The organism is Azoarcus sp. Soil_N_20, from assembly GCF_057656155.1.
Genome location: NZ_JBDGKX010000005.1, coordinates 232,833 through 258,259, shown reverse-complemented (window position 1 = coordinate 258,259; position 25,427 = coordinate 232,833). Strand labels below are relative to the sequence as shown.

General features: G+C 66.4%; 20 protein-coding genes and 1 pseudogene. 8 read left to right on the top strand and 13 right to left on the bottom strand.

Going from position 1 to position 25,427, the window contains the following annotated elements; genetic code table 11:
• Window positions 1-130 precede the first annotated feature (130 nt).
• On the top strand, window positions 131-1,333 hold the full coding sequence (locus AC3A35_RS12525; RefSeq protein ID WP_487436436.1) for a glycerate kinase: 1,203 nt from the start codon (window positions 131-133) through the stop codon (window positions 1,331-1,333).
• A gap of 132 nt (window positions 1,334-1,465) precedes the next feature.
• Here AC3A35_RS12525 and AC3A35_RS12520 read toward each other — a convergent pair whose 3' ends face one another.
• From AC3A35_RS12520 to gudD, 9 genes and pseudogenes are all read right to left on the bottom strand, one after another.
• Complete coding sequence (locus AC3A35_RS12520) at window positions 1,466-2,569, bottom strand: SMP-30/gluconolactonase/LRE family protein (protein ID WP_487436435.1); 1,104 nt, start codon at window positions 2,567-2,569, stop codon at window positions 1,466-1,468.
• Between the two features lie 247 nt (window positions 2,570-2,816).
• Window positions 2,817-4,406: a galactarate dehydratase gene (gene garD / locus AC3A35_RS12515; protein ID WP_487436434.1), complete on the bottom strand. Its 1,590-nt coding sequence runs from the start codon at window positions 4,404-4,406 to the stop codon at window positions 2,817-2,819.
• Window positions 4,407-4,467: 61 nt separating this feature from the next.
• Window positions 4,468-5,991, bottom strand: a complete 1,524-nt coding sequence (locus tag AC3A35_RS12510; protein ID WP_487436433.1) for a tripartite tricarboxylate transporter permease — start codon at window positions 5,989-5,991, stop codon at window positions 4,468-4,470.
• Window positions 5,992-6,003: 12 nt separating this feature from the next.
• Window positions 6,004-6,492: a tripartite tricarboxylate transporter TctB family protein gene (locus AC3A35_RS12505; RefSeq protein WP_487436432.1), complete on the bottom strand. Its 489-nt coding sequence runs from the start codon at window positions 6,490-6,492 to the stop codon at window positions 6,004-6,006.
• A gap of 72 nt (window positions 6,493-6,564) precedes the next feature.
• Complete coding sequence (locus tag AC3A35_RS12500) at window positions 6,565-7,539, bottom strand: tripartite tricarboxylate transporter substrate binding protein (RefSeq protein ID WP_487436431.1); 975 nt, start codon at window positions 7,537-7,539, stop codon at window positions 6,565-6,567.
• Window positions 7,540-7,591: 52 nt separating this feature from the next.
• Window positions 7,592-8,989, bottom strand: coding sequence for an enolase C-terminal domain-like protein (locus tag AC3A35_RS12495; RefSeq protein ID WP_487436430.1), 1,398 nt, complete (start codon window positions 8,987-8,989; stop codon window positions 7,592-7,594).
• Between the two features lie 53 nt (window positions 8,990-9,042).
• Window positions 9,043-9,807 carry an aldolase/citrate lyase family protein gene (locus AC3A35_RS12490; RefSeq protein ID WP_487436429.1) on the bottom strand — a complete coding sequence of 255 codons (765 nt, stop codon included), beginning with the start codon at window positions 9,805-9,807 and terminating at the stop codon, window positions 9,043-9,045.
• Between the two features lie 76 nt (window positions 9,808-9,883).
• Window positions 9,884-10,807 (bottom strand): annotated as a pseudogene (glxR, locus tag AC3A35_RS12485) (2-hydroxy-3-oxopropionate reductase); the annotation flags it as partial.
• A 379-nt stretch (window positions 10,808-11,186) separates the two neighbouring features.
• A complete protein-coding gene (gene gudD / locus AC3A35_RS12480) occupies window positions 11,187-12,536 on the bottom strand; it encodes a glucarate dehydratase (RefSeq protein ID WP_487436428.1) in 1,350 nt (449 codons plus the stop codon).
• Window positions 12,537-12,913: 377 nt separating this feature from the next.
• Between gudD and AC3A35_RS12475 the strand changes: the two genes are divergently transcribed.
• The 3 genes from AC3A35_RS12475 to AC3A35_RS12465 all read left to right on the top strand — a co-directional run bounded on the left by AC3A35_RS12475 (window position 12,914) and on the right by AC3A35_RS12465 (window position 15,706).
• A complete protein-coding gene (locus AC3A35_RS12475) occupies window positions 12,914-13,681 on the top strand; it encodes a FadR/GntR family transcriptional regulator (protein WP_487436427.1) in 768 nt (255 codons plus the stop codon).
• Window positions 13,682-13,734: 53 nt separating this feature from the next.
• Window positions 13,735-14,670: an AEC family transporter gene (locus AC3A35_RS12470; protein WP_487436426.1), complete on the top strand. Its 936-nt coding sequence runs from the start codon at window positions 13,735-13,737 to the stop codon at window positions 14,668-14,670.
• Between the two features lie 85 nt (window positions 14,671-14,755).
• On the top strand, window positions 14,756-15,706 hold the full coding sequence (locus tag AC3A35_RS12465) for an AEC family transporter (RefSeq protein WP_487436425.1): 951 nt from the start codon (window positions 14,756-14,758) through the stop codon (window positions 15,704-15,706).
• A 127-nt stretch (window positions 15,707-15,833) separates the two neighbouring features.
• Here AC3A35_RS12465 and AC3A35_RS12460 read toward each other — a convergent pair whose 3' ends face one another.
• Complete coding sequence (locus AC3A35_RS12460; protein ID WP_487436424.1) at window positions 15,834-16,520, bottom strand: pirin family protein; 687 nt, start codon at window positions 16,518-16,520, stop codon at window positions 15,834-15,836.
• A 59-nt stretch (window positions 16,521-16,579) separates the two neighbouring features.
• On the bottom strand, window positions 16,580-17,038 hold the full coding sequence (locus AC3A35_RS12455) for a DoxX family protein (protein ID WP_487436422.1): 459 nt from the start codon (window positions 17,036-17,038) through the stop codon (window positions 16,580-16,582).
• Between the two features lie 111 nt (window positions 17,039-17,149).
• Between AC3A35_RS12455 and AC3A35_RS12450 the strand changes: the two genes are divergently transcribed.
• From AC3A35_RS12450 to trmA, 4 genes are all read left to right on the top strand, one after another.
• The gene (locus tag AC3A35_RS12450) at window positions 17,150-18,058 is read left to right on the top strand and encodes a LysR family transcriptional regulator (protein ID WP_487436421.1); all 909 of its coding nucleotides are present in this window, start codon (window positions 17,150-17,152) and stop codon (window positions 18,056-18,058) included.
• A gap of 158 nt (window positions 18,059-18,216) precedes the next feature.
• Window positions 18,217-18,711, top strand: coding sequence for a tellurite resistance TerB family protein (locus AC3A35_RS12445; protein WP_487436420.1), 495 nt, complete (start codon window positions 18,217-18,219; stop codon window positions 18,709-18,711).
• 122 nt (window positions 18,712-18,833) lie between these two features.
• Complete coding sequence (locus AC3A35_RS12440; protein ID WP_487436419.1) at window positions 18,834-19,136, top strand: hypothetical protein; 303 nt, start codon at window positions 18,834-18,836, stop codon at window positions 19,134-19,136.
• 151 nt (window positions 19,137-19,287) lie between these two features.
• A complete protein-coding gene (gene trmA / locus AC3A35_RS12435) occupies window positions 19,288-20,376 on the top strand; it encodes a tRNA (uridine(54)-C5)-methyltransferase TrmA (RefSeq protein WP_487436418.1) in 1,089 nt (362 codons plus the stop codon).
• 39 nt (window positions 20,377-20,415) lie between these two features.
• Here trmA and AC3A35_RS12430 read toward each other — a convergent pair whose 3' ends face one another.
• Both AC3A35_RS12430 and AC3A35_RS12425 read right to left on the bottom strand, forming a co-directional pair.
• A complete protein-coding gene (locus AC3A35_RS12430) occupies window positions 20,416-23,043 on the bottom strand; it encodes a chemotaxis protein CheB (RefSeq protein ID WP_487436417.1) in 2,628 nt (875 codons plus the stop codon).
• A 100-nt stretch (window positions 23,044-23,143) separates the two neighbouring features.
• Window positions 23,144-25,330, bottom strand: coding sequence for a UvrD-helicase domain-containing protein (locus AC3A35_RS12425; protein ID WP_487436415.1), 2,187 nt, complete (start codon window positions 25,328-25,330; stop codon window positions 23,144-23,146).
• Between the last annotated feature and the right edge of the window lie 97 nt (window positions 25,331-25,427).

Here is a 25,427-nt window from a genome sequence, read left to right as displayed (position 1 = left end):
GCTGCGGTCTCGCGCTGCCTTGCCGGCGTGAGAAAGGGGGAGACCGAGCGGGCAGCGGTGTCGCGCGCTGATCGGCAATCGGCCTGTGGTGTCTCCCCGTGTTCGTCTGAACAGTTACGAGGATATCCGCATGAAAATCGTGATTGCCCCTGATTCCTACAAGGAAAGCCTGTCGGCTGCGGAAGTGGCGACCGCGATCGAAACCGGCTTCCGCGCCGTTTTCCCGGATGCCGAGTATTGCAGCGTGCCGGTCGCAGACGGCGGCGAAGGGACGGTCGATGCGCTGGTCGCGGCCACCGGTGGACGCCGGATCGCGGCGACCGTGACCGGTCCGCTCGGTGATCCGGTGGCCGCGTTCTACGGACTCAGCGGGGACGGCACGACCGCGGTGATCGAAATGGCCGCCGCCAGCGGTCTGGCGCTGGTCCCGAGCGCCGCGCGCAACCCATTGCGGGCCACTTCGCGCGGTACCGGCGAACTGATCCTGGCAGCGCTCGAAGCCGGCGCCCGTCGCTTCGTCCTCGGCATCGGCGGGAGCGCCACCAACGACGGCGGCGCGGGCATGCTGCAGGCCCTCGGGGTGCGCCTGTTCGATACCTCGGGTGACGAGCTCGGTGCGGGCGGGGGCGCATTGGCCGAACTCGCCCGCATCGGCCTCGACGGACTCGACCCACGCCTCGCCCGGTGCGTGCTCGAAGTGGCCTGCGATGTCGACAATCCGCTGGTCGGCCCGCGTGGGGCATCCGCGGTGTTCGGCCCGCAGAAGGGTGCGACGCCCGCCATGGTGCGGGAACTCGACGCCAATCTCGCCCATTTTGCCGTGCTGATGGAGCGTGCTACCGGGGTCGCGGCGGCCGATGTGCCCGGTAGCGGTGCGGCCGGTGGCATGGGGGCGGCGATGCTGGCCGTACTCGGCGCGCGCCTGCGGCCCGGCATCGACATCGTGATGGAGGCGGTCGGACTCGAGCGCGAGGTGGCCGATGCCGACCTCGTGATCACCGGCGAAGGCCGCATCGACAGCCAGACCATCCACGGCAAGACCCCGATCGGGGTGGCGCGCCTGGCCGGGCGCCATGGCAAGCCGGTGATCGGTATCGCCGGCTGCCTCGCCGCCGACGCCACGGTGGTGCACGCGCACGGCATCGACGCGGTGTTCAGCGTGCTGTATCGGCCGTGCACAGTCGAGGAGGCCTTGCGCGATGCGGCGGCCAACGTCGAGATGGCTGCCCGCAATATCGCCGCCACGCTCAAGGTCGGCGGGCGGTTCGGTCCCGCCCCGGGGCAAGGACCTTGCCCGGATTCATCCGCCCTGCGGAATCGATGGCATGCTTGAGCGCACGGCGGCGACCGGTCGCGGCGGGTGTCGACGCTTTTCGTGCTTTGTCCGGGCGCCGTTCCTTTCGGCCGCGGCTCGTACGGGGACCTGTTGCGGCGGGTCGTGCACGAGCCGCGTGCGCAGCCGGTTTCAGACCGCGCCGTGTGCCTCCACATGCAGCGCATACAGCGAATGGCAGCTGGCCATGTAGACGCGATTGTTCTTGGGCCCGCCGAAGCACAGGTTGGCGCAGCGCTCGGGCAGCCTGATATGGGCGATCGCCTTGCCCTGCGGGTTGAACACCATGACACCGTCGAGGTCCTCGGGCTGGCCCTTGAGTTCGAACACCTTGAGCCCGCGCCTGTCGGTCGGCTCCGGTTGCAGCGCACCGTTGCTGCCCCAGCCGCACCACAGGTTGCCGTCGCGGTCGACCTTGAAGCCGTCGAGTGCACCGAAGTCGGCCGCATCGATCAGCTTGGTCTTGTTCGATACGGTGCCGTCGGCATTGACGTCGAAGCTCCAGACGCTGCGGTTGGGGGTGCCCTTCCATTCGACCACGTAGAGCTTTCTTTCGTCGGGTGAGAAGGCCAGGCCGTTGGGGTTGACGAGGTCGGTGATGACCGCGGTGAGGCGTCCGTCGCTACCGATGCGATAGACGTTGGTGGTCGCCTGCTCGGGCTTGGCCTTGTAGCCTTCCCATTCACCGTTGATGCCGAACAGCGGATCGGTGAACCAGACGCTGTCGTCGGCCTTGACCACGACATCGTTGGGGGCGTTGAGCTTGTTGCCCTCGAAGCGGTCGGCCAGCACGGTGCGCCTGCCGTCCTGTTCGGTGCGCACCACGCGCCGGGTGTCGGAATGCTCGCAGGTGATCAGGCGGCCCTGGCGGTCGCGGGTGTTGCCGTTGGACCAGTTCGAGGGACTGCGAAAGACGGTGAAGCTGCCGTCCTTCTCGCTGTACTTCATGATCCGGTTGTTGGGAATGTCGCTGACCAGGACGTAGCCGCCGTCGTCGGGAAACCAGGCTGGCCCTTCGGCCCAGCGCATGCCGGTAGCGAGCTGCTCGAGCGTGCTGCTGTAGATGCGGTACTTGGCGAAGCTCGGGTCGAGAATCCGCACTGCCGGGTCCGGATAGCGCTGGTTGGGCCGGAAATCGAAAACCTGCGCCAGGGCGGTGCCGCCGAGCATGGCCAGGCCGGTGCCCGCCGCGGCCTTGAGGATTCGGCGGCGGAGCCGGGGGGTGTCGTCTCGCATGTCATTTCTCCTTGATTATTGTGGTCCTGCGGGGTGAAGCCGGGGCTGCCGGTCGATAGCGGACCGGCGCCAGGGCGGCGGGCTCAGGGGCAGGCGGTATCGATTTCTCCGGACTCGAGGGTGTTGTTCGGTTTCCCTGCGTCGTCATGGCGCTGCATCCCGCCGAAGCGCCGCCCTGCCCTGCGTGTTCCCCCGCCATGCGATGTCGCCGGAGTCCTCGCTCTGCGTTGCGTCGTGACCGGAACGCTCAGGTCACCGGTGCCGGGTTGAACAGCACCAGTGCGTTGTGCAGCTTCCAGTGTTCGGCCCAGGTCTGCTTGCGGCCGCTGGCGACGTCGAGCATCAGCTGGAAGAGTTCGCGGCCGACCTCCTCGATGCTGGCCGCGCCGGTGGCGATGCGCCCGGCATCGACATCCATCAGGTCGTGCCAGCGGCGGGCGAGATCGCTGCGGGTGGCGACCTTGATCACCGGGACGGCGGCCAGGCCGTAGGGGGTGCCGCGGCCGGTGGTGAAGACGTGCAAGTTCATGCCGGCGGCCAGTTGCAGCGTGCCGCAGATGAAATCGCTGGCCGGCGTGGCGGCGTAGATCAGGCCCTTCTGGCGCAGCTTTTCGCCGGGTGCGAGCACGCCGGAGATGGGCGCGGTGCCCGACTTGACGATCGAACCCATGGCCTTTTCGACGATGTTCGACAGCCCGCCCTGCTTGTTGCCGGGGGTGGTGTTGGCGCTACGGTCGACGCGCCCGCGGGCGAGGTAGGCGTCGTACCAGGCCATCTCGCGGATCATCGCCGCGGCCACGTCGGCATTGAGCGCGCGCGCGGTGAGCTGGTCGATGCCGTCACGCACTTCGGTGACCTCGGAGAACATCACGCTGGCGCCGGCCCGCACCAGCAGATCGGTGGCATGGCCGACCGCCGGGTTGGCGGTGACCCCGGAAAACGCGTCGCTGCCGCCGCACTGCACGCCCACCACCAGTTCCGACGCAGGGCAGGTTTCGCGGCGGCGGGCATTGAGCCGCTCCAGGTGCGCCTCGGCGGTGGTCATGATCGAGTCGATCATGCTCATGAAGCCGACGTGGTGCGCGTCCTGCAGGCAGACGACGTCGAGCGCGGCGTCGGCACTGGTGCCGACGTCGGCCACGTTGCGCTCGTCGACGATGGGGATCGTGCCCGGCGGCAGCAAACGCTCGGGCTGCAGCTTTTCGCAGCCCAGGCTGACCACCATCACCTCGCCGCCGAAATTTGGGTTGAGGCTGATGTTGCGCAGGGTGCGGATCGGCACCACGGCGTCCGGCGCGTCGATGGCGACGCCGCAGCCATAACTGTGTTCGAGGCCGACGACATCGTCGACGTTGGAATAGCGCGGCAGCAGTTCGGTCTTGATCCGGCGCACGGCAAAATCCACCACGCCGGCCACGCACTGCACCGTGGTGGTGATTGCCAGGATGTTGCGCGTGCCCACCGATCCATCGGGGTTGCGGTAGCCCTCGAAGGTGTAAGCCTCCAGTGGCGGCAGGGGGTCGGGCTTGACCGTGGCGATCGGCAGGTGATCGAGCGCGCGCGCCGCAGGCATCTTCAGCAGCCGTTCGTGCACCCAGCTGCCGGCAGGCACCGCCTGCACCGCGTGGCCGATGACCACGTTGTAGCGCAGCACCGGCGCACCGGCCTCGAGCGCGACCAGTGCGACCTTGTGGCCCTGCGGCACATGCTCGCGCAGGGTCAGTCCGCACGGGAAGACGGTGCCCTCGGGCAGGCCCCCGTCATTGGCGACGATGGCGACGTTGTCGCTGGCATGCATGCGGATGTAGAGCGCGCCGCTCGAGTGCGTGTTCGACATGGTGCGAGTCCTGGGTCGGAAACGGTCCGGTGGGTTGGTGACGGGGGGGCGATTGCCGCGCTCAGGCACGCAGGACGGCTGCGGCCGCGCTGCTGCCCTTGCCGCGAATCGCGCCATACACGTGCCACAGCACGACGGCGAGGGCCAATGCCAGGAACACGCCCGAGATCGGCGAGGTCAGGAAGCCCATGAAACTGTCGTCCGACAGCATCAGGCCGCGGCGCAGGTTGGTCTCCGCCATCGGGCCGAGGATGAAGCCGATGATGAAGGGCGCCGGCGGGATGCCGCCCTTGACGAAGCCATAGCCGAGCAGGCCGAACAGCACGATGGTCCAGATGTCGAAGATCCGGCTGGAGAGACCGAAGGCCCCGACCACGCACAACACCAGGATGATCGGCAGCAGGATGTGCTTGGGTACCGCGAGCAGCTTGATGAAGATGCGCAGGCCGTAGAACTCGAGCACCAGCATCATCACCGAGGCCAGGATCAGCGCGGCGAAAATGGTGTAGACCAGGCCGCCCTGGGTGACGAACAGCATGGGCCCGGGCTGGATGCCGTGGATCATGAAGCCACCGAGCAGGATCGCGGTCACCGCGTCGCCCGGGATGCCCAGCGTCAGCAACGGGATCATGGCGCCGCCGATGCCGGCATTGTTGGCCGTTTCGGGCGCGACGATGCCATCGATGCAACCCTTGCCGAATTGCTCCGGATGCTTCGAGCGCTTCTTGGCGGCGATATAGGCCACGATGTTCGAGGTGCCGGCGCCGATGCCGGGCAGTATGCCGATACCGAGGCCGAGGAAGGCCGAGCGGACCGCGTTCGGAATCTGGCCGAAGAACTCCTTCAGCGAGAAGCCGAACCCCTTGAGCTGCTTCATGCTCACCTGGCCGACCTGGGTCTTGTGTTCGCCGCGTGCACTTTCCGCGACCTTGATGATCTCGGCGATCGCGAACACCCCCACCAGCACGGTCAGCAGCGCGAAGCCGCTGTTCAGATTGGGCTGATCGAAGGTAAAGCGGCGAATCGCATCGACCGGGGCGATGCCCACCGTGGACAGGACGAAGCCGACCACGCCTGCGAACAGGCCCTTGACCATCGACCCGGCAGACAGCGTGGCGATCAGGGTCAGCGAAAAGATGGCGATGCCGAAATACTCGTGCGGTCCGAAACTCAAGGCCACGGTGGCGAGCCACGGCGCGATGAAGATCAGCGCCACGATGCTGAAGATGGTGCCGAGAAAGGAGAACACCACGCCGACCCCGAGCGCCTTCACCCCTTCGCCCTTCTCCATCATCGGTCCGCCGTCGAAGGTGGTCGCGATCGATGACGGGGTGCCGGGAATCTTCAGCAGGATGGCCGAGATCAGGCCACCCGAGGTCGCCCCGATGTAGAGCGCGACCAGCAGCGACAGGCCGGCGGCAGGGCCCATGGTATAGGTCAGCGGCAGGCACAGCGCGATGGCCATGACCGCGGTGAGCCCGGGAACCGCGCCGAACACGATCCCCACGGCCACCCCCAGGGTGATCAGGATGAAAATCTGCAGCGAGAACACGGCGGTGAAGCCTTGGTACAGGAGTTCGAGCATTGCCGTCTCCGTCTAGCCGATGAAGTCGAGGAATCCGGCCGGCAGCATCAGATCGAAGCCGTGGCGGAAGGTGACGAAGATCAGTGCCGATGCGACCACCGCGATCGCGCCGTAACGCAGATGCGCCACGTTCTGCTCGATCGGGGTGAGCACGATGAACTGGGCGTAAAGGTAGAGCACGGTCATGATCGGAAAGCCGACGGTGTCGAGCAAAGCGATATAGGCGACGATCAGTCCCAGGGTCTTGAGTACCGTCAGGTAATCAGGATGGGCGGTCGTGCCGCCCTCGGGCGTCGCAACCGGCGCGCCGGATTTCAGATTCCAGCCCGTGCTCAGTTGCACCACCCCGAGCAGGCACATGATTGCGGCGAGCACGTAGGGCACGAAGGCGGCGTCGATCAGCCCCTTGCGCGGCAGGTTCATGGTGAGGAGGAGGTAGATCAGTCCGGCACCGAGCATGACGATGCCGATCAGCAGTTCCTTCTTCTTGACTCGATCCATGATGAGCTCTCGGGAGGGAAGTGGTAAGGATGAAGGACCGGCCCCGCTGGGCCGATCCCGGCAGGGGTGGAATCAGTTCCTGGCCTGACGCAACACGTCCTTGTATTGCATGAAGTTCTCGCGGGTCTGCTTGAGGATGCCGAGGGCCTCCTCGGTGCCGTGGTAGCTGACCGGCTGTTTGTAGGTCTTGGCAAGTTCCTGCGCGTACTCCGGCTTCTCGCTGATCTGCTTCATCAGTCCGGACATCTTGTTGATGATCGCGGGATCGGTGCCTTTCGGGAAGGCGATCACGTACGGCTTGTCCATCACCATGTCGATACCTTGTTCGCGGAAGGTCTTGATGTCGCCGAGCAGGGCGTTGCGTTCCGCGTTGGGCTGAGCGATGGCGTGCATGTCGCCCTTGACCACGTAATCATGGACGACGCCGTAGCTGATGGCGCCGATTCCGATTCGTCCACCCAGCAGGGCGGTCACTTTTTCCGATGCGGTGCCGGAGTCGACCATCTTCAGTTTGACCCCTGCCAGCTTCTCGAACACCAGCCCCTGCAGGTGGGAGAAACCGCCCATTTCGGTGCCGTAGATCACCGAACCCGGGTTGGCTTTCGCCTTGGCGATCAGATCATCGACGTCCTTGATGCCGGAGGCCTTGCCGGTCACGAACACCGCGCCCTTGTCCACCCCCGCGATGCAGGCCACGTCCAGTGCCTCGTAGCTGTAGTCGGCCAGCCCGGCCACCTCGTTGACAATCAGTTGTCCGGTGTGACCGAAGAAGATCGTGTTGCCGTCGGGCTGGCTGCCCTGGACGTGCGACACCGCGACCGTGCCGCCACCGCCGGCCATATTGGTGATGACCATTGATTTACCGGTGACCTGGGTGAAGTGTTTGGCCATGACCCGGGCGTTGAAGTCGGTGTCGCCGCCGGCGTTCGCCGGCACGATCACCTGTACTGCGCGGGTCGGCCATGCGCTGGCATCCGCGGCGAAGGCGCTGCCTGCGGTGGCGGCCACGAATGCGGCAACGAGGGATGCGCAGAGTGTCTTTTTCATGATGAGTCTCCTTCCTGGGATGGTGTGACGGTTGGGCTTGCCGTTGTGTTGTTCAGTGCTGCTTGCGACCGAGGCTCGGCTGCTTGGGGTCGTACTGCCAGCCCGGCACCAGGTAGCACATCGCCATGGTGTCGTCGCGGGCCCCGCTGGCGACCTTCTTGTAGACTTCGTGGGCCTGCATGATCCGCTCCATGTCGGGTTCGATGCCGAGCCCCGGCCGTTGCGGCACAGCCACCTCGCCGCCGACGATCCGCAGCGGCTCACGGGTCAGGCGCTCCTGCCCTTCCTGCCAGATCCAGTGGGTGTCGATCGCGGTGATGCGCCCCGGGGCCGCAGCGGCGGCATGGGTGAACATCGCCAGCGAGATGTCGAAATGGTTGTTCGAATGCGAGCCCCAGGTCAGCCCCCACTCTTCGCACATCTGGGCGAGACGGACCGAACCCTGCATGGTCCAGAAGTGCGGATCGGCGAGCGGGATGTCGACCGCGTCGAGGCGGAACGCGTGCCCCATCTGGCGCCAGTCGGTGGCGACCATGTTGGTCGCGGTGGGGATGCCGGTGGCACGCCTGAACTCGGCCATGATCTCGCGTCCCGAGAAGCCGTGTTCCGGTCCGCAGGGGTCTTCGGCGTAGGCGAGCAGGTGAGCCTGGCCGGTGCACAGCGCGATGGCTTCGGCCAGCGACCACGCACCGTTCGGATCGAGCGTGACCCGGGCATCGGGAAAGCGGCCCTTGATCGCGGCAATCGCCTCCATCTCCTCGCTGCCGTGCATGACCCCGCCCTTGAGCTTGAAGTCGCGGAAGCCGTAGCGTGCGGCGGCGGCTTCGGCCTGGCGCGCGATCGCCGCCGGGTCGAGGGCTTCGAGATGACGGATGCGGTACCACCCGTCGCCCTCGCCTGCGAGATAGGGAAGGTCGGTGCGGGCGCGATCTCCGATGTAGAACAGATAGGCCAGCATCGGCACGTGGTCGCGCCGCTGTCCGCTGCCGAGCAGCTCGGCCACCGGAACCTCCAGATGCTGGCCGAGGAGATCGAGCAGCGCGGCCTCGACCGCGGTGATGACATTGTCCAGGCGCAGGTTGATCTCGTGCGGTTGTTTGAGCACGGCGGCCTCGGCGGCCGAGCTGACCTGGTGCACGGTGGACTGCGGCCCGCCGCGCTCGTCTCCGGCAATGGCCCGGCGCATGGCGTTGAGGATGCGGTTGTAGCGGCCGACCGGTTGCCCAACTACGAGCGCGGCGACGCGTTCGAGGGCCAGACGGATGCCCTCGCCGCCAGGCACCTCGCCGACGCCGGTGCGACCGGCGTTGTCCTTGAGGATGACGAGGTTGCGGGTGAAGTGGGGGGCGTGCGCACCACACAGGTTGAGCAGCATGCTGTCACGGCCGGCAACCGGGATGACCTGCATGTCCACCACGACCGGGGTTGCCGCACTGCTGTGTTCAATCATTTTCGTCTCGCTCCTGACCTCGTGCGGCCATCTGATCGCGGGTGCTGCAGCGTTCAGTCCTTGAACCGGCGCAGCAGGGCTTCGGCGCCATTGCGCAGCACGTTCTGGTCGGCGCCGACGGCGACGAACAGGCAGCCGAGCTCGACGTAGCGCCGGGCCAGTTCCTCGTCCGCGGTGAGAATGCCGGCGGGCTTGCCGCAGGCACGGATGCGGGCAATGGCGTCCTCGACCGCCGCCTGTACCTCGGGATGCTTGGGGTTCGCGAGGTGGCCGAGGGCCGCGGCGAGATCGCCCGGACCGACAAACACGCCGTCGATGCCGTCGACCCTGGCGATCGCCTCCAGATTCTGCAGGCCCTGCACGGTCTCGACCTGCACCAGCACACACAGTTCGTCGTTGCAGCGGTGGGCGTAGTCCTTCACCCGTCCGTACCCCGAAGCCCGCGGCGCCCCGGCAAAACCGCGCACGCCGTGCGGCGGATAGCGGGTGAAGGCGACCGCATCGCGTGCCTCTTGCTCGCTCTGCACGTAGGGGATCAACACCGTCTGCACGCCGATGTCGAGCAGGCGCTTGAGGGTGACCATGTCGTTCCACGGCGGACGGACGATGGGCGTCGCGCTGCCGCCGCTCATCGCCTGGAGCTGGCCAAGGATGGCGGGCAGTTCGTTGGGCGAGTGCTCCATGTCGAGCAACAGCCAGTCGTAGCCGCAGCCGGCGAGGATCTCGGTGCTGATGTTGCTGCACAGGTGCGACCACAGCCCGATCTGCCTGTGGCCGGACTGGATGGCGTGCTTGAAGTGGTTGATGGGCAGAGTCATGGTCGTCCTCGGATGAGTCAGGGAAGCACTGGCTTGTTCGCTCGGGGCCCGCGCACGCGGGAAGGGTCCGATGGATTCAGTGCCCGGCGATGGTCCAGTTGCTGGAGATCTCGAGTGCGCGTACCAGGGCCGAGTGGTCCCAGGCTGCGCCGCCGTTGGCCACGCAGGTATTCATCAGCTGCTGCGCGCTGGCGGTATGCGGCAGCGCAAGTCCGAGCGCGCGCGCGCCTTCGAGGGCGAGGTTGAGATCCTTCTGATGGAGCTCGATGCGAAAGCCCGGATCGAAGGTGCGCTTGATCATGCGCTCGCCATGGACTTCGAGAATGCGCGACGCGGCGAAGCCGCCCATCAGCGCCTGGCGCACGCGGGCCGGATCGGCGCCCGCCCTGGAGGCGAACAGCAACGCTTCGCCGACCGCCTCGATGTTGAGCGCGACGATGATCTGATTGGCCACCTTGCAGGTCTGGCCGTCGCCATTGCCGCCGACCAGGGTGACGTTCTTGCCCATCAGCTCGAACAGCGGTTTGACCTGGGCGAAAGTCGCCTCGCTGCCGCCCACCATGATGGTCAGACTGGCGGCCCTGGCCCCGACTTCGCCACCGGAAACCGGCGCATCGAGGTAGTCGCAGCCGAGCGCATTGATGCGGGCGGCGAAGTCCTTGGTGGCGATGGGCGAGATCGAGCTCATGTCGACCACCGTCTTGCCCTTGCTCAGGCCCTCGGCGACACCGGTGTCGCCGAACAGGACGTCGGCGACATGCGGGGTGTCGGGCACCATGATGAAGATGATGTCGGCCTGTGCGGCGACGGCGCTGGCACTGGCGTACGCGGTGGCTCCCTGCTCGAGCAGCTGCGCCGGCACGCCGCTGCGGGAAAAGGCGTACAGGGAGTGGCCGGCGGCGAGCAGGTGGCCGGCCATCGGGGCGCCCATGATGCCAAGTCCAATGAATCCGAGTCTCATGTTGGTTTCTCCGCAGGGTTGAGAGGGGTTGGTCCGGTGGGAGCGGCACTGTCGTCTTTGCCAAAGAGGTACGACATCCTATAACTGCAAAAACGACCCGGCAAGCAGTTTTTTGATCGATGGAACAGATTCACTTATCGCGGTGCACGATCGAATCACGCCTGAATGCTTTAATCGCCCTTGCAGGCTGATATGCATCGGATGGTGCTACGCAGCATCGCCGGGATGGGAGCTGCGTTGGACGCGCGGGTCGGGGCGGATCGTCCATACCGCTCGCCGGCTGTGTGCCCCCGCTCGGACACGGCAGAGTCTGTCCGCGCACGAGTCGACGTGCCTCAGAGGTAAGACAACATACGGCGCCTCCCCTACGCCCACAGGCGCCTGGCGACGCGCCGCTCCATCGCCTGCAGCGTGTGATTCAGCGCACCATGCACGGGCGCTTGTTGTCGAAGGTCCAGCCCGGGATCAGGTACTGCATCGCGGCGGCGTCGTCGCGTGCACCCAGGCCGTTGGCGAGGTAACAGTGATGGGCCTGTGCCACCCTGTCCATGTCGAGTTCGATGCCGAGGCCGCCGCGGGTCGGTACGGCGACCTTGCCGGCGACGATCTGCAGCGGCTCGCGGGTGAGGCGCTCGCTGCCTTCCTGCCAGATCCAGTGGGTGTCGATTGCGGTGATCCGTCCGGGCGCGGCCGCGGCCACATGGGTGAACATCGCCAGCGAGATGTCGAAGTGGTTGTTCGAATGCGAGCCCCAGGTCAGGCCCCATTCGTGACACAGCTGCGCCACCCGCACCGAGCCCTGCATGGTCCAGAAGTGGGGATCCGCGAGCGGGATGTCGACGGCCTGGAGCTGGATCGAGTGGATCATCTGGCGCCAGTCGGTGGCGACCATGTTGGTTGCGGTCGGCAGCCCGGTGGCGCGGCGGAACTCGGCCATCACCTCGCGCCCGGAGAAGCCGTTCTCGGCGCCGCACGGGTCTTCGGCATAGGCGAGTACGCCGTGCAGGTCGCGACACAGCCGGATCGCGTCGTTCAGCCGCCAGCCGCCGTTGGGGTCGAGGGTGATGCGGGCGTCGGGAAAGCGCTCGTGCAGCGCGCGCACGGCCTCGACTTCCTGTTCGCCGCGCAGCACCCCGCCCTTGAGCTTGAAATCGTTGAAGCCATAGCGGGCATAGGCCGCCTCGGCCAGGTGAACGACGGCCTCCGCCGTCAGCGCCGCTTCGTTGCGCAGGCGGAACCAGTCGTCGGCGCCTTCGCGTTCGCTGCGATAGGGCAGATCGGTCTGCGTGCGATCGCCGACGAAGAACAGATAGCCGAGCATCTCCACTTCGGTGCGTTGCTGACCCTCGCCGAGCAGGGCCGCGACCGGAACGCCGAGGAACTGGCCGAGCAGGTCGAGCAGCGCGGCTTCGAGTGCGGTGACGGCGTGGATGGCGATGCGCAGATCGAAGGTTTGCAGGCCGCGCCCTCCGGCGTCGCGATCGGCGAAGCGCGTGCGCATCGTATTGAGGATGGCATTCCAGTTACCGATCGGCTGGCCGATCACGAGTTCGCGCGCGTCTTCGAGGGTCTGGCGGATCTTCTCGCCGCCCGGTACCTCGCCCACCCCGGTGTTGCCGGCGTTGTCTTCGAGGATGACGATGTTGCGCGTGAAATAGGGGGCGTGCGCACCGCTCAGATTCAGCAGCATGCAATCCTGGCCGGCGACCGGAACGACACGCATCGTGGTAACGATCGGGGCGTGGCCGGCGGGTAGGGGGTGGGTCATGGGCAGGGTACTCCGGGATGGATCGTATAGAGGTATGACATCCTATAACTGGAAAATCGGCCTCGCAAGTGGAATCTTGATGAGCCAAGAAGTGATTTTTATCGCCGCGCAGCCGTTCGAGCGCGCGCGGTCAGGCCTTACGGAGGATGGGGGGAAGATCTGCAGTGCACTGTGGCTATCCCTTTCGAGGCTGCCGGTGTCCGCCGTTCCATGCCGGCTGATCGAGTGTCGGGATGGCGGTTCGTATGCATCGGCGCCGGCGGCGGAGGGCTCATGCGCGTGATGCTTGGTTTAAGATGTCCGACAACATACAATACGAGCCGACAGGCTTGCGGGATACGCCGATCCGGAAATGAGGGCGCAATGCGCGACACCAAATGAACACCCAAACAGGCTCGATGGCGGATGCGCCACCTCCGAGGCGGTCTCGTGGCCTGGCTCATGAGCTGGTTGCCGAGCTGACCCAACGTATCCAGTCCGGGGCGCTGTGCCCGGGCGAAAAGCTGCCGACCGAATCCGAGATCGTGCGCGAGCGCGGCGTCAGCCGCACCGTGGTGCGCGAAGCGATCTCGCGCCTGCAGGCGGCGGGGCTGGTGGATACCCGGCATGGCATCGGGTCCTTCGTGCTGGCGCGCGCACCGGCAGCGCCGGGCGGATTGCGCATCGATCCCGGCACCCTGATGACGGTGAAGGACATCATCGCCATCCTCGAACTGCGCATCAGCCTCGAGACCGAAGCCGCCTCGCTCGCCGCGGTGCGACGTACCGATGCCCACTTGGCGGCCATGCGTGCCGCACTCGACGATTTCGAGGCGGCGGTGAACGATAACGCCAGCTGCGTCGGCGCCGATATCCGCTTCCATCTATCGATCGCGGAGGCGACTGGCAATCCGCATTTTTCCGACTTCATGAAGCAGCTCGGCGAGACCATCATTCCGCGTGCCAGGGTCAACACTGCCAAACTGGTGGGCGATGATTTCGCCCAATACCTCTACCGCGTCAATCGCGAGCATGAGGATATCTTCAATGCGATCCGCCGTCAGGATCCGGAGTCAGCACGGGCGGCGATGCGCACCCACCTGTCGAACAGCCGTGAACGGCTGGTGAGGGTCCGGGAAGAGGCCGAGCGCGGCGCGTCTGCATGAGCGCGCGCGTGGCGCCGGCGATCGTTGCAGCCTAGGCTGCCGGAAGGGCGTTCGTGGACATCATCTTCGGCATCATCCTGCCGGTGTTCGGCACCCTGGGGCTCGGCTATGCCGCCGCCCGCGCTGGCGTGTTCGACGAGGCCGCCAACCGTGGCCTGTCGGTCTTCGTATTCAATTTTGCACTGCCGCTGATGCTGTTCCGCGCCATCGCGCAGGCCGATCTGCCCGCCGCACTGCCGTGGGGCTACCTGTTGTCGTACTACCTAGGCGCCTTTGCCGTGTTCGGTCTGGCCATGCTTGCGGGGCGCGTGCTGTTTGCGCGCCGGCTCGACGAACAGGGCGTGCTCGGCCTCGGGGCAAGCTTTTCGAACACCGGGATGCTCGGCATTCCGCTGGTCATGACCGCCTACGGTCCGTCGGCCGCGCTACCCCTGTTCGTGATGATCGCCTGCCACAGCCTGCTGATGCTGCCGCCCACCACGGCATTGATCGAGGCCGCGCTCGGAGGCAAGCAGTCCACCGCTGCCCTGCTGCTGAGTCTGGTGAAGAGCATCGGCAGCACGCCGATCATCTGGGGCCTGTCGGCGGGCCTGCTGGTGGCGCTGACCGGCGTCGCCATTCCGGGGCCGGTGGATACGGTGGCCAAGAGTCTGGGCGCCGCGGCGACGCCCTGCGCCCTGTTCGCCCTGGGGGCCTCATTGACGCGCTACAACATCGGCGGCAACCTCGGGGAGCCGGCCGTGCTGGTGGCGCTCAAGGCGGTGGTGCATCCGCTGCTGGTGTGGCTGCTGGCGACCCAGGTGTTCGACGTGCCGCAGTTGTGGGTCGTGACCGGTGTTACCCTCGCGGCGCTGCCGGCCGGGATCACGCCCTACCTGTTCGCCCAGCGTTACAACGTCTGTCAGTCCACGGTCGCCTCGGCCGTGTTCCTGTCGACGGCGTTGTCGGTGGTGAGTCTTTCCGTGCTGCTGTTCCTGCTGCGGCCCTGACCCGACCGGCGACGCACGCGTCATTGCGCGCGCGGCTCGCGTCGCCCGCAATCCGATCTTCTGCCGTAGTGTGCCAAGGTGCTTGATGTCCGAATTCCTCGAGGTCCTCGAGTTCTCGTTCGCGGTCACCGGACCGATCTTCGTCATCCTCGCGCTCGGGGTGTTCCTACGTCGCATCGGCATGCTGACCGACGGCTTCATCGAGGGCGGATCGAAGCTCGTATTCACCGTCGCCCTGCCCGCCCTGCTCTTTCTCAGCATCAGCAAGACGCGGATCTCCGACGCGGCCAACCTGGGCATGATCGGCTACGGGTTGCTCGCCACCGCACTGATCTACCTGGCGCTGGAGCGGCTCGCGAAGCGCATCGTGCACCCCGAGCGCGACCGGGGCGTGGTGGTGCAGGGCGCGTTTCGCTCGAACTTCGGGGTCATCGGCCTGGCGTACTGCGTGAATGCCTACGGCGACGCCGGCCTTGCCACCGCCTCGCTGTACCTCGGGCTGGTTACCATCCTGGTCAATGTACTGGGGGTGGTCACGCTGAGCCGCTCGCTGGACAAGCACCAGGGCGCGGGGCGGATCGCCAGGGGCATCGCCACCAATCCGTTGATCATCGGCATCCTGCTGGCGGTTCCGGTTTCGTGGCTGGAGATTTCCCTGCCCGGGCTGGTGTTGCAGTCGGGGCGCTATTTTGCCGACATGACCCTGCCACTTGCGCTGCTGTGCACGGGCGCTTCACTGAATTTCCGCAGCCTGCGGCTGGAGATGGCCAATACCCTGCTCGCGGCCGCCGGCAAACTGCTCGTGGTGCCGCTCGTACTTACGCTGGGCGCCGTGTTCGTGGGCTTTCGCGGCATCGAACTCGGCATCCTGATGCTGATGGCTTCGGCGCCGTCGGCGGCGGCAGGCTATGTCATGGTTCGCGCCATGGGCGGCAACGCTCCGCTGGCGGCCAACATCATCGCGCTGACCACGCTCGGGTCGATCATGACCACCAGCGCGGGCATCATGGCCTTGCGCGGACTGCAGCTGATCTGACCGTGTCCGGTTCCCCGGTGCGGGCACGGCCATAGGGTTGGGGGGAACGCAAACGCCCCCGGCCCCGGTCCGGGTCGATGTCTCCGTCCTGCGGCCGGGAGCGCGCGATGGCCGGATTGGCGCCGGCTCAGGGCAGGTCGAACAGCAGTGCTTCCCCCTTGCCGTCCGCGGCGATCGCAATCTCCGCTTCGTCGGTGAGGGTCAGGCCATCGCCGGTGATCAGTCGCGTACCGTTGACGCTCAGCGGTCCGTGCACCACGTGCAGGTAGTGGGTGCGGCCCCGGGCCAGGCGGTGTTGCAGCGACTGGCCGTCGATGCGTAGCGCGTGGATGAAGGCGTCCTGATGCAGCGCCAGCGAGTCATCGCGGCCATCGGGTGACACCAGCAGGCTGAGTCCGGCCTGTTGCGGCACGTCCTGCTGCGCATAGCGTGGCTGCACGCCGCGGCGCGCCGGTTCGATCCAGATCTGCAGGAAATGCAGCGGCTGTTCGGGATCCGGGTTGTATTCGCTATGCACGATGCCGGTGCCGGCGCTCATCACCTGGATCTGGCCGGCGCCGAGGCGCGAGTGGGTGCCGGTGCTGTCCTTGTGCTCGATGCTGCCGTCGAGCACGTAGCTGATGATCTCCATGTCGCGGTGCGGATGGGCGCCGAAGCCGGCACCCGGGGCGACGTGGTCGTCGTTGATCACGCGCAGCACCGACACGCCCATGTGCGCCGGGTCGTGATAGCTGCCGAAGGAAAACGTGTGGTGGCTGTCGAGCCAGCCGAAATTGGCGTGGCCGCGGTCGGCGGCGTGGCGCAGGGTCATCATCGTGCATGCTCCGTGGGGGCGGGGGCACCGTGATTCGGGCGCACCCCTTGTGGCGTGGGTCAGCGCTGGGGTGCGGCGGCGGTGGAGGCGAGCATGCGATCGAGTGCGACCCGACCGCTGCCGGTGATCGCCAGCGAGACCGAGATCGCCAGCAGGGCGAGGCCGAACTCGTAGCCGTTGTTGCTCATGAACAGGCCATTGCCGATATGCACGCTGAAGATGGCGACCAGCATCGCGAACGCCAGCGCCACCGCGGCCGGGCGGACCAGCAGTCCGACGAGCAGGGCGAGACCGCCGAAGAACTCGGTACTGCCGGCGAGCAGCGCCATCAGGTAGCCCGGTTCGAGGCCGATCGAGGCCATCCACTGGCCGGTGCCCTCGAGGCCGTGTCCGCCGAACCAGCCGAACAGCTTCTGCGCGCCGTGGGCGGCAAAGATGATGCCGGCGGGGATGCGCAGGGCCAGCGGGCCGAAGCCGGCGCTGGAAGAAAGTATGCGGGTGATCGGTTGGGTGTTCATCTCTTTTCTCCTTGTCTGATCAGTGTCGATGACTGATGGAGTTATAGTAGATAAAGGAGGCCGGAAGAAAAAGCGGTCAGTATTGAACTGAATATTCAATCAAATTGAACGATGCCCTCGCCGATCACCCTCGACGCCTTGCGCGTACTCGACGCCATCGACCGCAAGCAGAGTTTTGCCGCCGCCGCCGAGGCGCTGTTCCGCGTGCCTTCGGCCCTGTCCTACACCGTCGCCAAGCTGGAGGAGGACCTCGGCGTCGCGCTCTTCGACCGCAGCCGGCGCAAGGCCGTGCTGACCCCGGCGGGCCGGCTGGTGCTGGAGCAGGGGCGGCAGGTGCTCGATGCGGTCGAGGCCCTGACCCGGATGGTGCAGTCGGTTGCCGACGGCTGGGAGGCTGAATTGCGCATCGGCGTGGACAGCGTGCTCGATTTCGCCCCGGTGTACGCGCTGATCGCCGAGTTTCAGCTGTCGCACCCGCAGACCGAGATCCGCCTGGTCGAGGAGGTGCTCGGCGGTACCTGGGATGCGCTCAATGCCGGCCGCTGCGACCTGGTGATCGGCGCCGCGGGCGAGACTCCGGTCGGCGGGCTTGCCACCCATCGCCTCGGCGAAGTCGAGTTCGTGTTCGCAGTTGCCGCCGGCCATCCGCTGTGTGACGCGCCGCTCCCGCTGGCTGCCGCGGCCATACGCGCCTGGCCCACGGTGGTGGTGGCAGACAGCTCGCGCTATCTGCCGGTGCGTTCGAGCGGCCTGCTCGACGGCCGCTCGCGTATCGTGGTGCCATCCTTCGACCGCAAGGTCGAGGCCCAGCGCCAGGGCGTGGGGGTGGGCTATCTGCCGCTGCACCGGATTGGCGGCGATGTGGCGAAAGGCGCGCTGCGCATCCTGCCGCTGGCCGAGCCGCGGCCTCCGCAGCCGATCTCGGTGGCCTGGCATGGCGCCAACAAGGGCAAGGCGCTGGGGTGGTTCGTCGACGCGCTCAGGGCAATGCGCTTCGATCGCGAAGCAGGGCTGGTGTGAGTCGGGGCGGCCTGCGGATCGGCCCCCGTTGCGGGCGGATTCGCCCGCAAGCGGACTTGATCGCGGTGTGCGTGTCAGCTCCGATCACGGCCCGCCACGGAACTCTTTTGCCCGCCGATGCACTCAGGGAGTAGCGCAATCCCTTCCGAGCACCTGACATGATCCGAACCCTGAAAGAACTCTTCAACAGCCTCACCGTCCCACCCGCTGTGGTGGCCCGCCAGGACCCGGGCGGTCGCGAGCATACGCTGCGGCTTGCCACCGCGGTGCTGCTGGTCGAGATGATGCGCGCCGATGCCGAGTGCAGCGAACAGGAGCAGCAGGCGATCATCGGTGCACTGCGCGAGAAGTTCGCGCTCGCCGACGACGAGGTTGATCGACTGTTCGAGTTGGGGCGAACCACCTCGCGCGATGCGCCCGATCTGTTCACCTTCACGTCGCAGCTCAACCGCGGTTTCACCCTCGAGCAGAAGGTGCGGATGGTCGAATACCTGTGGCAGGTCGCCTTCGCCGACGGCATCCTCAGTCATCACGAAAACCAGCTGATGCTCAAGCTCGGGGATCTGCTTTACATTCCGCGGGCCGAATTCGTCGCCGCCAAGCAGCGCGCCCGCGACGGCGCGGGGCTGGCGGCGCCGGGGCCGGTGCAGTGAATGTGCGGCCACGTCCTGGTGCGTGAGGGCCGACGCCGAAACGATTCCTTTCCGCTCCCGACCCGCTCCCGTGATTGAATACCCTACCGGATCGCGGCCCCCTTCTGGCCGCAAGGAACCCCATGCATACCGACAAGAGGCGAAAGAATTTCTTCCAGCAGTTTTCCGGCACTCCGGACGGGCCCCGCAGCCTGCTGCAGCGCATCGTCACCGTTACCGTCGCGGTGGCGGTGTTTGCCCTGGCCCTGATGTTCTCGGTGGTGCTGTTTGCCGTCGTACTGACCCTGGGCGTGGTGGCGTGGGGCTACCTGTGGTGGAAATCGCGCCATCTGCGCCGGCAGATGCGCGAGAACCCGCCGGGTGGCCTGGTCATCGAGGGTGAAGTGATCCGCGAGGTGGACACCCGCGACGAGCGCGAGCGCTGATCGCAGCCGGCGCCGACCGCACCGCGGCCCGAGGTCGGACGCGGCCGCTGCCGTTTTCCCGCTGTGCGGCCGGGAGGCGTATATTCCGCCCTCGGCCAATGGCCCTGCCCGTACGATTCGTCCCGGAGCGGCCTCAACACCCACGGACCCCATGCCCCTACCCGTTTTCGATCCCGCCACCTATGCGTCGCAACTGGCGGACAAAGTGTCGCAGTTCAAGCGTGATTTTGCCCCCTTCGGCATCCCCGAGCCCGCGGTCTTTGCGTCGGCACCGCTGCACTACCGGCTGCGCGCCGAGTTCCGCATGTGGCATCAGGGCGACCGGGTGGACTACGCGATGTTCGACCCCGCCGAACCCAAACAGCCGATCGTGATCGACGGTTTTCCGCCCGCGGCGGAGGCCATCTGCGCCGTCATGCCACGCCTGCGCGAGCATTTGCAACGTAACGAGATACTCAAGCGCCGGCTGTTTCAGGTCGAGTTCCTGGCCACCCTCAGCGGCGAGCTGATGATCGTGCTGATCTACCACCGTCCGCTCGACGAGGCCTGGGAAGCCGCCGCGCAGGGCCTCGCGACCGAGCTCGACGTGCACCTGATCGGGCGCAGCCGCAAACAGAAGATCGTGATCGGGCGGGACTGGCTGCTCGAGCAGTTCGAACTCGACGGTCGCGACCTGAGCTACCAGCAGGTCGAAGGCAGCTTCACCCAGCCCAATGGCGGGGTGAACCGGCAGATGCTCGGCTGGGCGCGCGCCCAGGCCGCGGGCTTCGGCGGCGATCTGCTCGAGCTGTATTGCGGTAACGGCAATTTCACCGTCGCCCTGGCCCCGCTCTTCGACCGCGTGCTCGCCACCGAGGTCAGCAAGTCGTCGGTGCAGGCCGCGCACTACAACCTGGCGGTCAACAAAGTCGACAACGTGGTGATGGTGCGGATGTCGAGCGACGAGATCAGCGGCGCGCTCGCACGCGAGCGGGAATACAACCGCATGAAGGGGATCGACCTCGACAGCTACCGGTTTACCACCCTGTTCGTCGATCCGCCGCGCAGCGGGCTGGATGCGCCGACCCTTGCCCTGGCGGCCGGCTTCGACCACATCCTGTACATTTCCTGCAGCCCGCAGACCCTGCGGGACAACGTCGCTGCACTGCAGGCCACCCACGCCGTTGCGGCGGCGGCCGTGTTCGACCAGTTTCCCTATACCCATCACCTGGAATGCGGCTTGGTGCTCAGGCGGCGCTGAGTACGGCCGCTGCCGGGGGCGCGAACGGCGTCTGCGGGTTCAGTCGGTGCGCGCGACCAGCACACGCAGCTCGGCTTCGAGCCGCTTGGCGCGGCTGATCTCGTTGAAGGTGATCACCACGCCGTCGATGACGTTGTCCTGGGTGCGGTAGGGCATGACCTTGACCTGAAACCAGCGCCCGTCCGTGGTGCTCACCTCCCGGTCCGAGAACGCAAGCGTGTTCATGACCTGGCGGATGTCGTCGATGAACTCGGGGTAGACGAGTGCGCAGGTGACGTCGGACAGCGGGCGTCCGATGTCACCCGGAATGAGCTTGAACAGTTGGGTCGCGTGACTGGTGAAGCGCCGCACGCGCATCGTGTTGTCGAGGAAAATGGTGGCGAGGTCGGTGCTGTTGAGCAGGTTCTTCAAGTCGTTGTTGGCGGTCGACAGTTCGTCCACCTTGGCTTGAAGCTCGGCGTTGACCGATTGCAGCTCTTCGTTCAACGACTGCATCTCTTCCTTGGAGGTGGTGAGTTCCTCGTTGGTCGACTGCAGTTCTTCATTGGTCGATTGCATCTCCTCGTTTGCCGATTTGAGCTCCTCCTGCGAGCTCTGCATCTCCTCGCGCAGGGCCTGCTGTTCATGCCGGGCAAGCGTCAGTGCCTGTTCATACTCCGCCAGCAGCGGGTTGCGCCGCGACTTGCCTGTGCGCCTCGGCTCCGCTTCCTGCGGGCTGGTCGCAACGTCGACAAACGTCAGCAACGCCATGCCGCGCAGGGCAGGCGGCTCTGCAATCGGGTGTATGGTCAGGTCGATTACCTGCGTTCCGCCGTTGGTGCCGACCCTCAGATTGCGGCAGATCACGCTCTCCCCGCTTTTCAGGGCCTTGGGCAGGGCAAAGGTGAGATCGATTCGCAGCCCCTCCCGAGCCATCGCATGGATGTTCCAGTTTGCCTTGCCGGCGGCGGGCTCGAGATACTTGCCGGTGCGGCCGCTGATGTAGAGCACGTCGCCCGCGGCGTTGACCAGCACCGCTGCAGGGGCGAACTTTTCGAGCAGTAGCTGATCGACCAGGTTCTGGAGGTTGGCGGCGGCTTGCTCGGGTTTGGCGTCCATGGCGGTCTCGGTCTTGCTGGTGAAGTCGTGGGTGGGAAACTCGAGCGTAATGGACCGAAGCGCACTATTGGTGCGGCGAAACAGGCGAATCCTGGCGTCGACCGGCGTGAACAGCTCGGTGAATTCGCCTATGGATTCGGAGCTGCCCAGCAGCAGGGCGCCGCCCGCCTTGAGACTGTAGTGAAACAGCGGAATCAACTTCTTTTGCAACGCAGTGTCGAGGTAGATCAGCAGGTTGCGACAGGTCAGGATGTCGAGCTTGGTAAAGGGCGGATCGGTGATGACGTCATGCGGCGCAAACACCACCATCTCGCGGATTTCATTGACGACGCGGTAGCCATGGTCTTCTTCGACGAAGAAGCGTGCCAGGCGCTCGGGGCTGAGGTCGGCCGCGATATTGGCCGGATAGAACCCCCGACGGGCCACGGCGATAGCGTCCGGGTCCAGGTCGGTGGCAAAGATCTGCAGCGAATGGCGTCGCAGGGCGTTGCCGCTTTCCACGGCTTCGCGGAAGGCGATGGCCAGTGAGTACGCCTCCTCGCCGGTGGAGCATCCCGCCACCCAGGCGCGCAGTGTCGACCCGGGCGGATAGCCGGCAAGCAACTCGGGCAGGACCTGTTCCTGCAAGGTGCTCCAGGCCGTCGGGTCGCGAAAGAAGCTGGTCACCCCGATGAGCAGCTCCTTGAACAGGAGGTCGAGCTCATGCGCGTTTTCGCGCAGATAGCGGACGTAGTCGGCCATGCGGTCGAGCTGATGGATGGCGATGCGGCGCTCGATACGACGATACAGGGTGTTCGTCTTGTAGTGCGAAAAGTCGTGCCCGGTACGTGCGCGCAGCAGGATGCAGACCTTGGCGAGCGCACTCCGCTGCGCGGTCTCCGTGTGCATCGGCGCAGGCATCGGATCCGCCGCGGCGGAATGATGCAGGGTATCGCCGATGCGCAGCGCCAACTCCGCGGCCGGGGCAACGATATCGACCAGACCGGTGTCGATGGCGTGGCGCGGCATGCTGTCGAATTTGGCACTGGCCGGCTCTTGTGCCAACACCAGTCCGCCGTGCTCCTTGATCGCGCGCAGGCCGAGGGTGCCGTCCGAGCCCATGCCGGAGAGCACGACGCCGATTGCGTTCTCGTGCTGATCGGCAGCAAGGGCGCGGAAGAAGAAATCGATCGGCAGGCGCATCCCGCGCGGCGCCACCGGGTCGAGCAAGGACAGGCTGTTGTGCAGGATCGACAGATCGTGATTGGGCGGAATCACATACACGCAATCGGGTTTGACCTTCATCCGGTTCCTGGCCTGGGCCACCGGCATGGATGTCGCCCGCTGGAGCAGTTCGGGCAGCAGGCCCTTGTGGTTGGGGTCGAGATGCTGGATGACCACAAATGCCATGCCGCTGCCGGGCGGTACATTGGCGAGGAACAGTTCGAGGGCTTCGAGGCCACCCGCCGATGCACCGACCGCAACCACCGGAAAAGCCTTCGCGGCACGGCCAGCGGCTGTTTTGCCGAGTGCAGCCGCGGTTTTGGTGACGATTGCCACGGGGTCGTTCGGGTGTTCCGGTCGGGCCATTCGATCGCCTGTTGATCCGCGTGAGTCGGTGTCGAGGACGGTGCGACCCACACGAAGCGCTCGGCCGGGTGCGGCCGGGCGGTCCGCCGGGAAAACAACGTCATTCGCAGTTTAAGGGATTCCCGGTGACTAGCGCATCGAGCTGGCTGCGTCCGCGTGCGATTGCAGTGTCCAGTTTCATCGCGGTCACGAACGGGCTGACGCTCGCCGCGAGCTCGGGAACGAACAGGGTGAGTTCATCCCGCATCCGGGTGATCGCCACATAGAAGCGGTTGCTCTCCTCGGTGCGATCCCAGCCCGCCATCGGAAAGTTGTCCGCTGCGAGGCCGGGCAGCATCACCGCGTCGAACTCCTGACCCTTCGCGGCTTCGACGGTGCATAGCAGCACGGTCTTGCGTTTGCGCAGTTCGGCCGACTTTTCCTCCGCACGCCGCAGCCATTCGGCAAACGCGCGCAAGGGTTGGCCGACGCGGCAAGCGGCGTCGATAAAGCCGTCGACCGACTTCGCCACCATCGCAGCGGTGTTCGGGTCGATGAACAGCCGTTGTGCCACGGCGCGCAGGTCGAGGATCGCGACCGCGCGCTGCAGCGCCAGATGGGCAGGCTCGTCGGCCGGCGCCGCGCGCAGCACCGCCAAGGCCTGTTCCAGGCGTAGGCGCGCGTAGCGCTGCGACGGGGCTTCGTCGACCGTGTGTGCGTCCGCGTGCTGTTGCCGGAGGACGGCATTGGCTTCGTCGTGGCGGCCCTCGCGGCGCAGTCGGGCGATCAGATCCAGCATCCGGTGAGCGGCCTGCATTTCGCCCTGTTCGGAGAGATCGGAGGCGGCGTTGTCGGCCCGGGTCTGGGGTCGCAGCAGCCGGCCCTTGAGAAACGCGTCGAACAGATCGGGCTGGGCGGCGGCAGTCTTGAGGTCGTCGAGGCGCCGGCTGCCCCACGAAAGCTCCTGCCACAGCTCGAGCGCCTGCAGCACCTGGAAGCGCTTGTCCACGCCGGGTATGGATTCGTAGTCGTCCAGCGCAAACGCGATCACGCCGCGCAGCATCAGGATTTCGGGGCGCAGCAGATAGCTTTCCAGTCCCTCCACCCGCCAGCCGATGCCGGCATCGAGCAGCGCGTTCTCGATCGCGATCGACTGGTGCGGCGCGCGCACGATGATGGCGCAGGCGTCGAGCCGCTTTCCCTGCCGCTGCCAGTCGAGCAGACCGGCGACGAGTCTGGCCGCTTCGTCGCGCGGGTCGGCGCAGCGCTCGAGCCGCAGCCGGGGGTCGTGGCTGCGTCCGGACAACACCGGTTTGTCCTTGAGAAAGCGCGTGGCCAGGGCCATCGCCGGACCGTGGCGGAAGGTGGTGGTGAGCGGCAGGCGCTTCACCCCGTGCCAGCCCGCGCCGAAGCCGGTGCGGATGGCGCCGGCGTCGGCGCCGGCCCAGCGATGGATGACCTGATCGAAGTCGCCCGCGCCGGTGAACCAGGCGCGGCCCTGCTCGATCAGGTGCTCCAGGCAGGTCTGGGTGGCGCGGTTCATGTCCTGCAGTTCGTCGACGATGACGACGCGGTAGCCCGGCAGGCTGACGGGCTCCTCGCCGCGCGCGAGGACCATCGCCAGATCGAAGGTCGCATCGAGCACGGTACGCCAGCGGCAGCCGTCGCCCTCGCCGGAACGGGCCTTCTCGAGCTGGCGGTAGAGCGCGAACAGACCTTCCGGCACATTGATCGCTTCGGCCCGCGAGGCCAGGGTCTCGTCCTCGTCCAGCAGCGGTGAAACCTGCGCGGCCTTCATCTGCCGGGCGATCTTCAGGAAATCGGCAATCTGGACATTGTGTTCAGGCAGCCAGAGTTCGCGTGGGGCGCGGCGCTCGGCGTTTATCCTGGCGACTTCGGCCACCGCGGCGCGCACATGCGGGGCGACCGCCTCGAAGTCGGGCAGATAAGGGGTTTCGTAGCCTTCGTGGTCGCGCAGCACTGCGCGCGCGAAGTCGTCGAAGGTCGAACACCGGACTCGGCGTGCCAGTTTGTCGTCGACGCCGATCTCGACCAGCCGTCGCCCGAGGACCCGTGCCGCTGCGCTGGAAAAGCTCAGCGCGATGATGTGATCGGGCGCAACCCCGCGTCTGATCGACTCTGCGATACGCAGCGCCAGGGTCGTGGTCTTTGCCGCCCCGGCATTGGCCATGGCGATGATATAGCGCGCGCTGTTGGTCTGGATGGCGCTTTGCTCGGCAGTGGGTGTGAACCCGGCGGGCTGAAAGCGCGGGATGGTCGGGGCGGTGCTGGAGGAGGTCTTGGTCATGCCCTGCTATCTGTGATCGTGGCGGTAACGGCGCGTCGGGACGCGCGCAGGCCGGATCGCCGGCGCCGCCATTGCGGTCCATCGGGCGGTGCTCGCT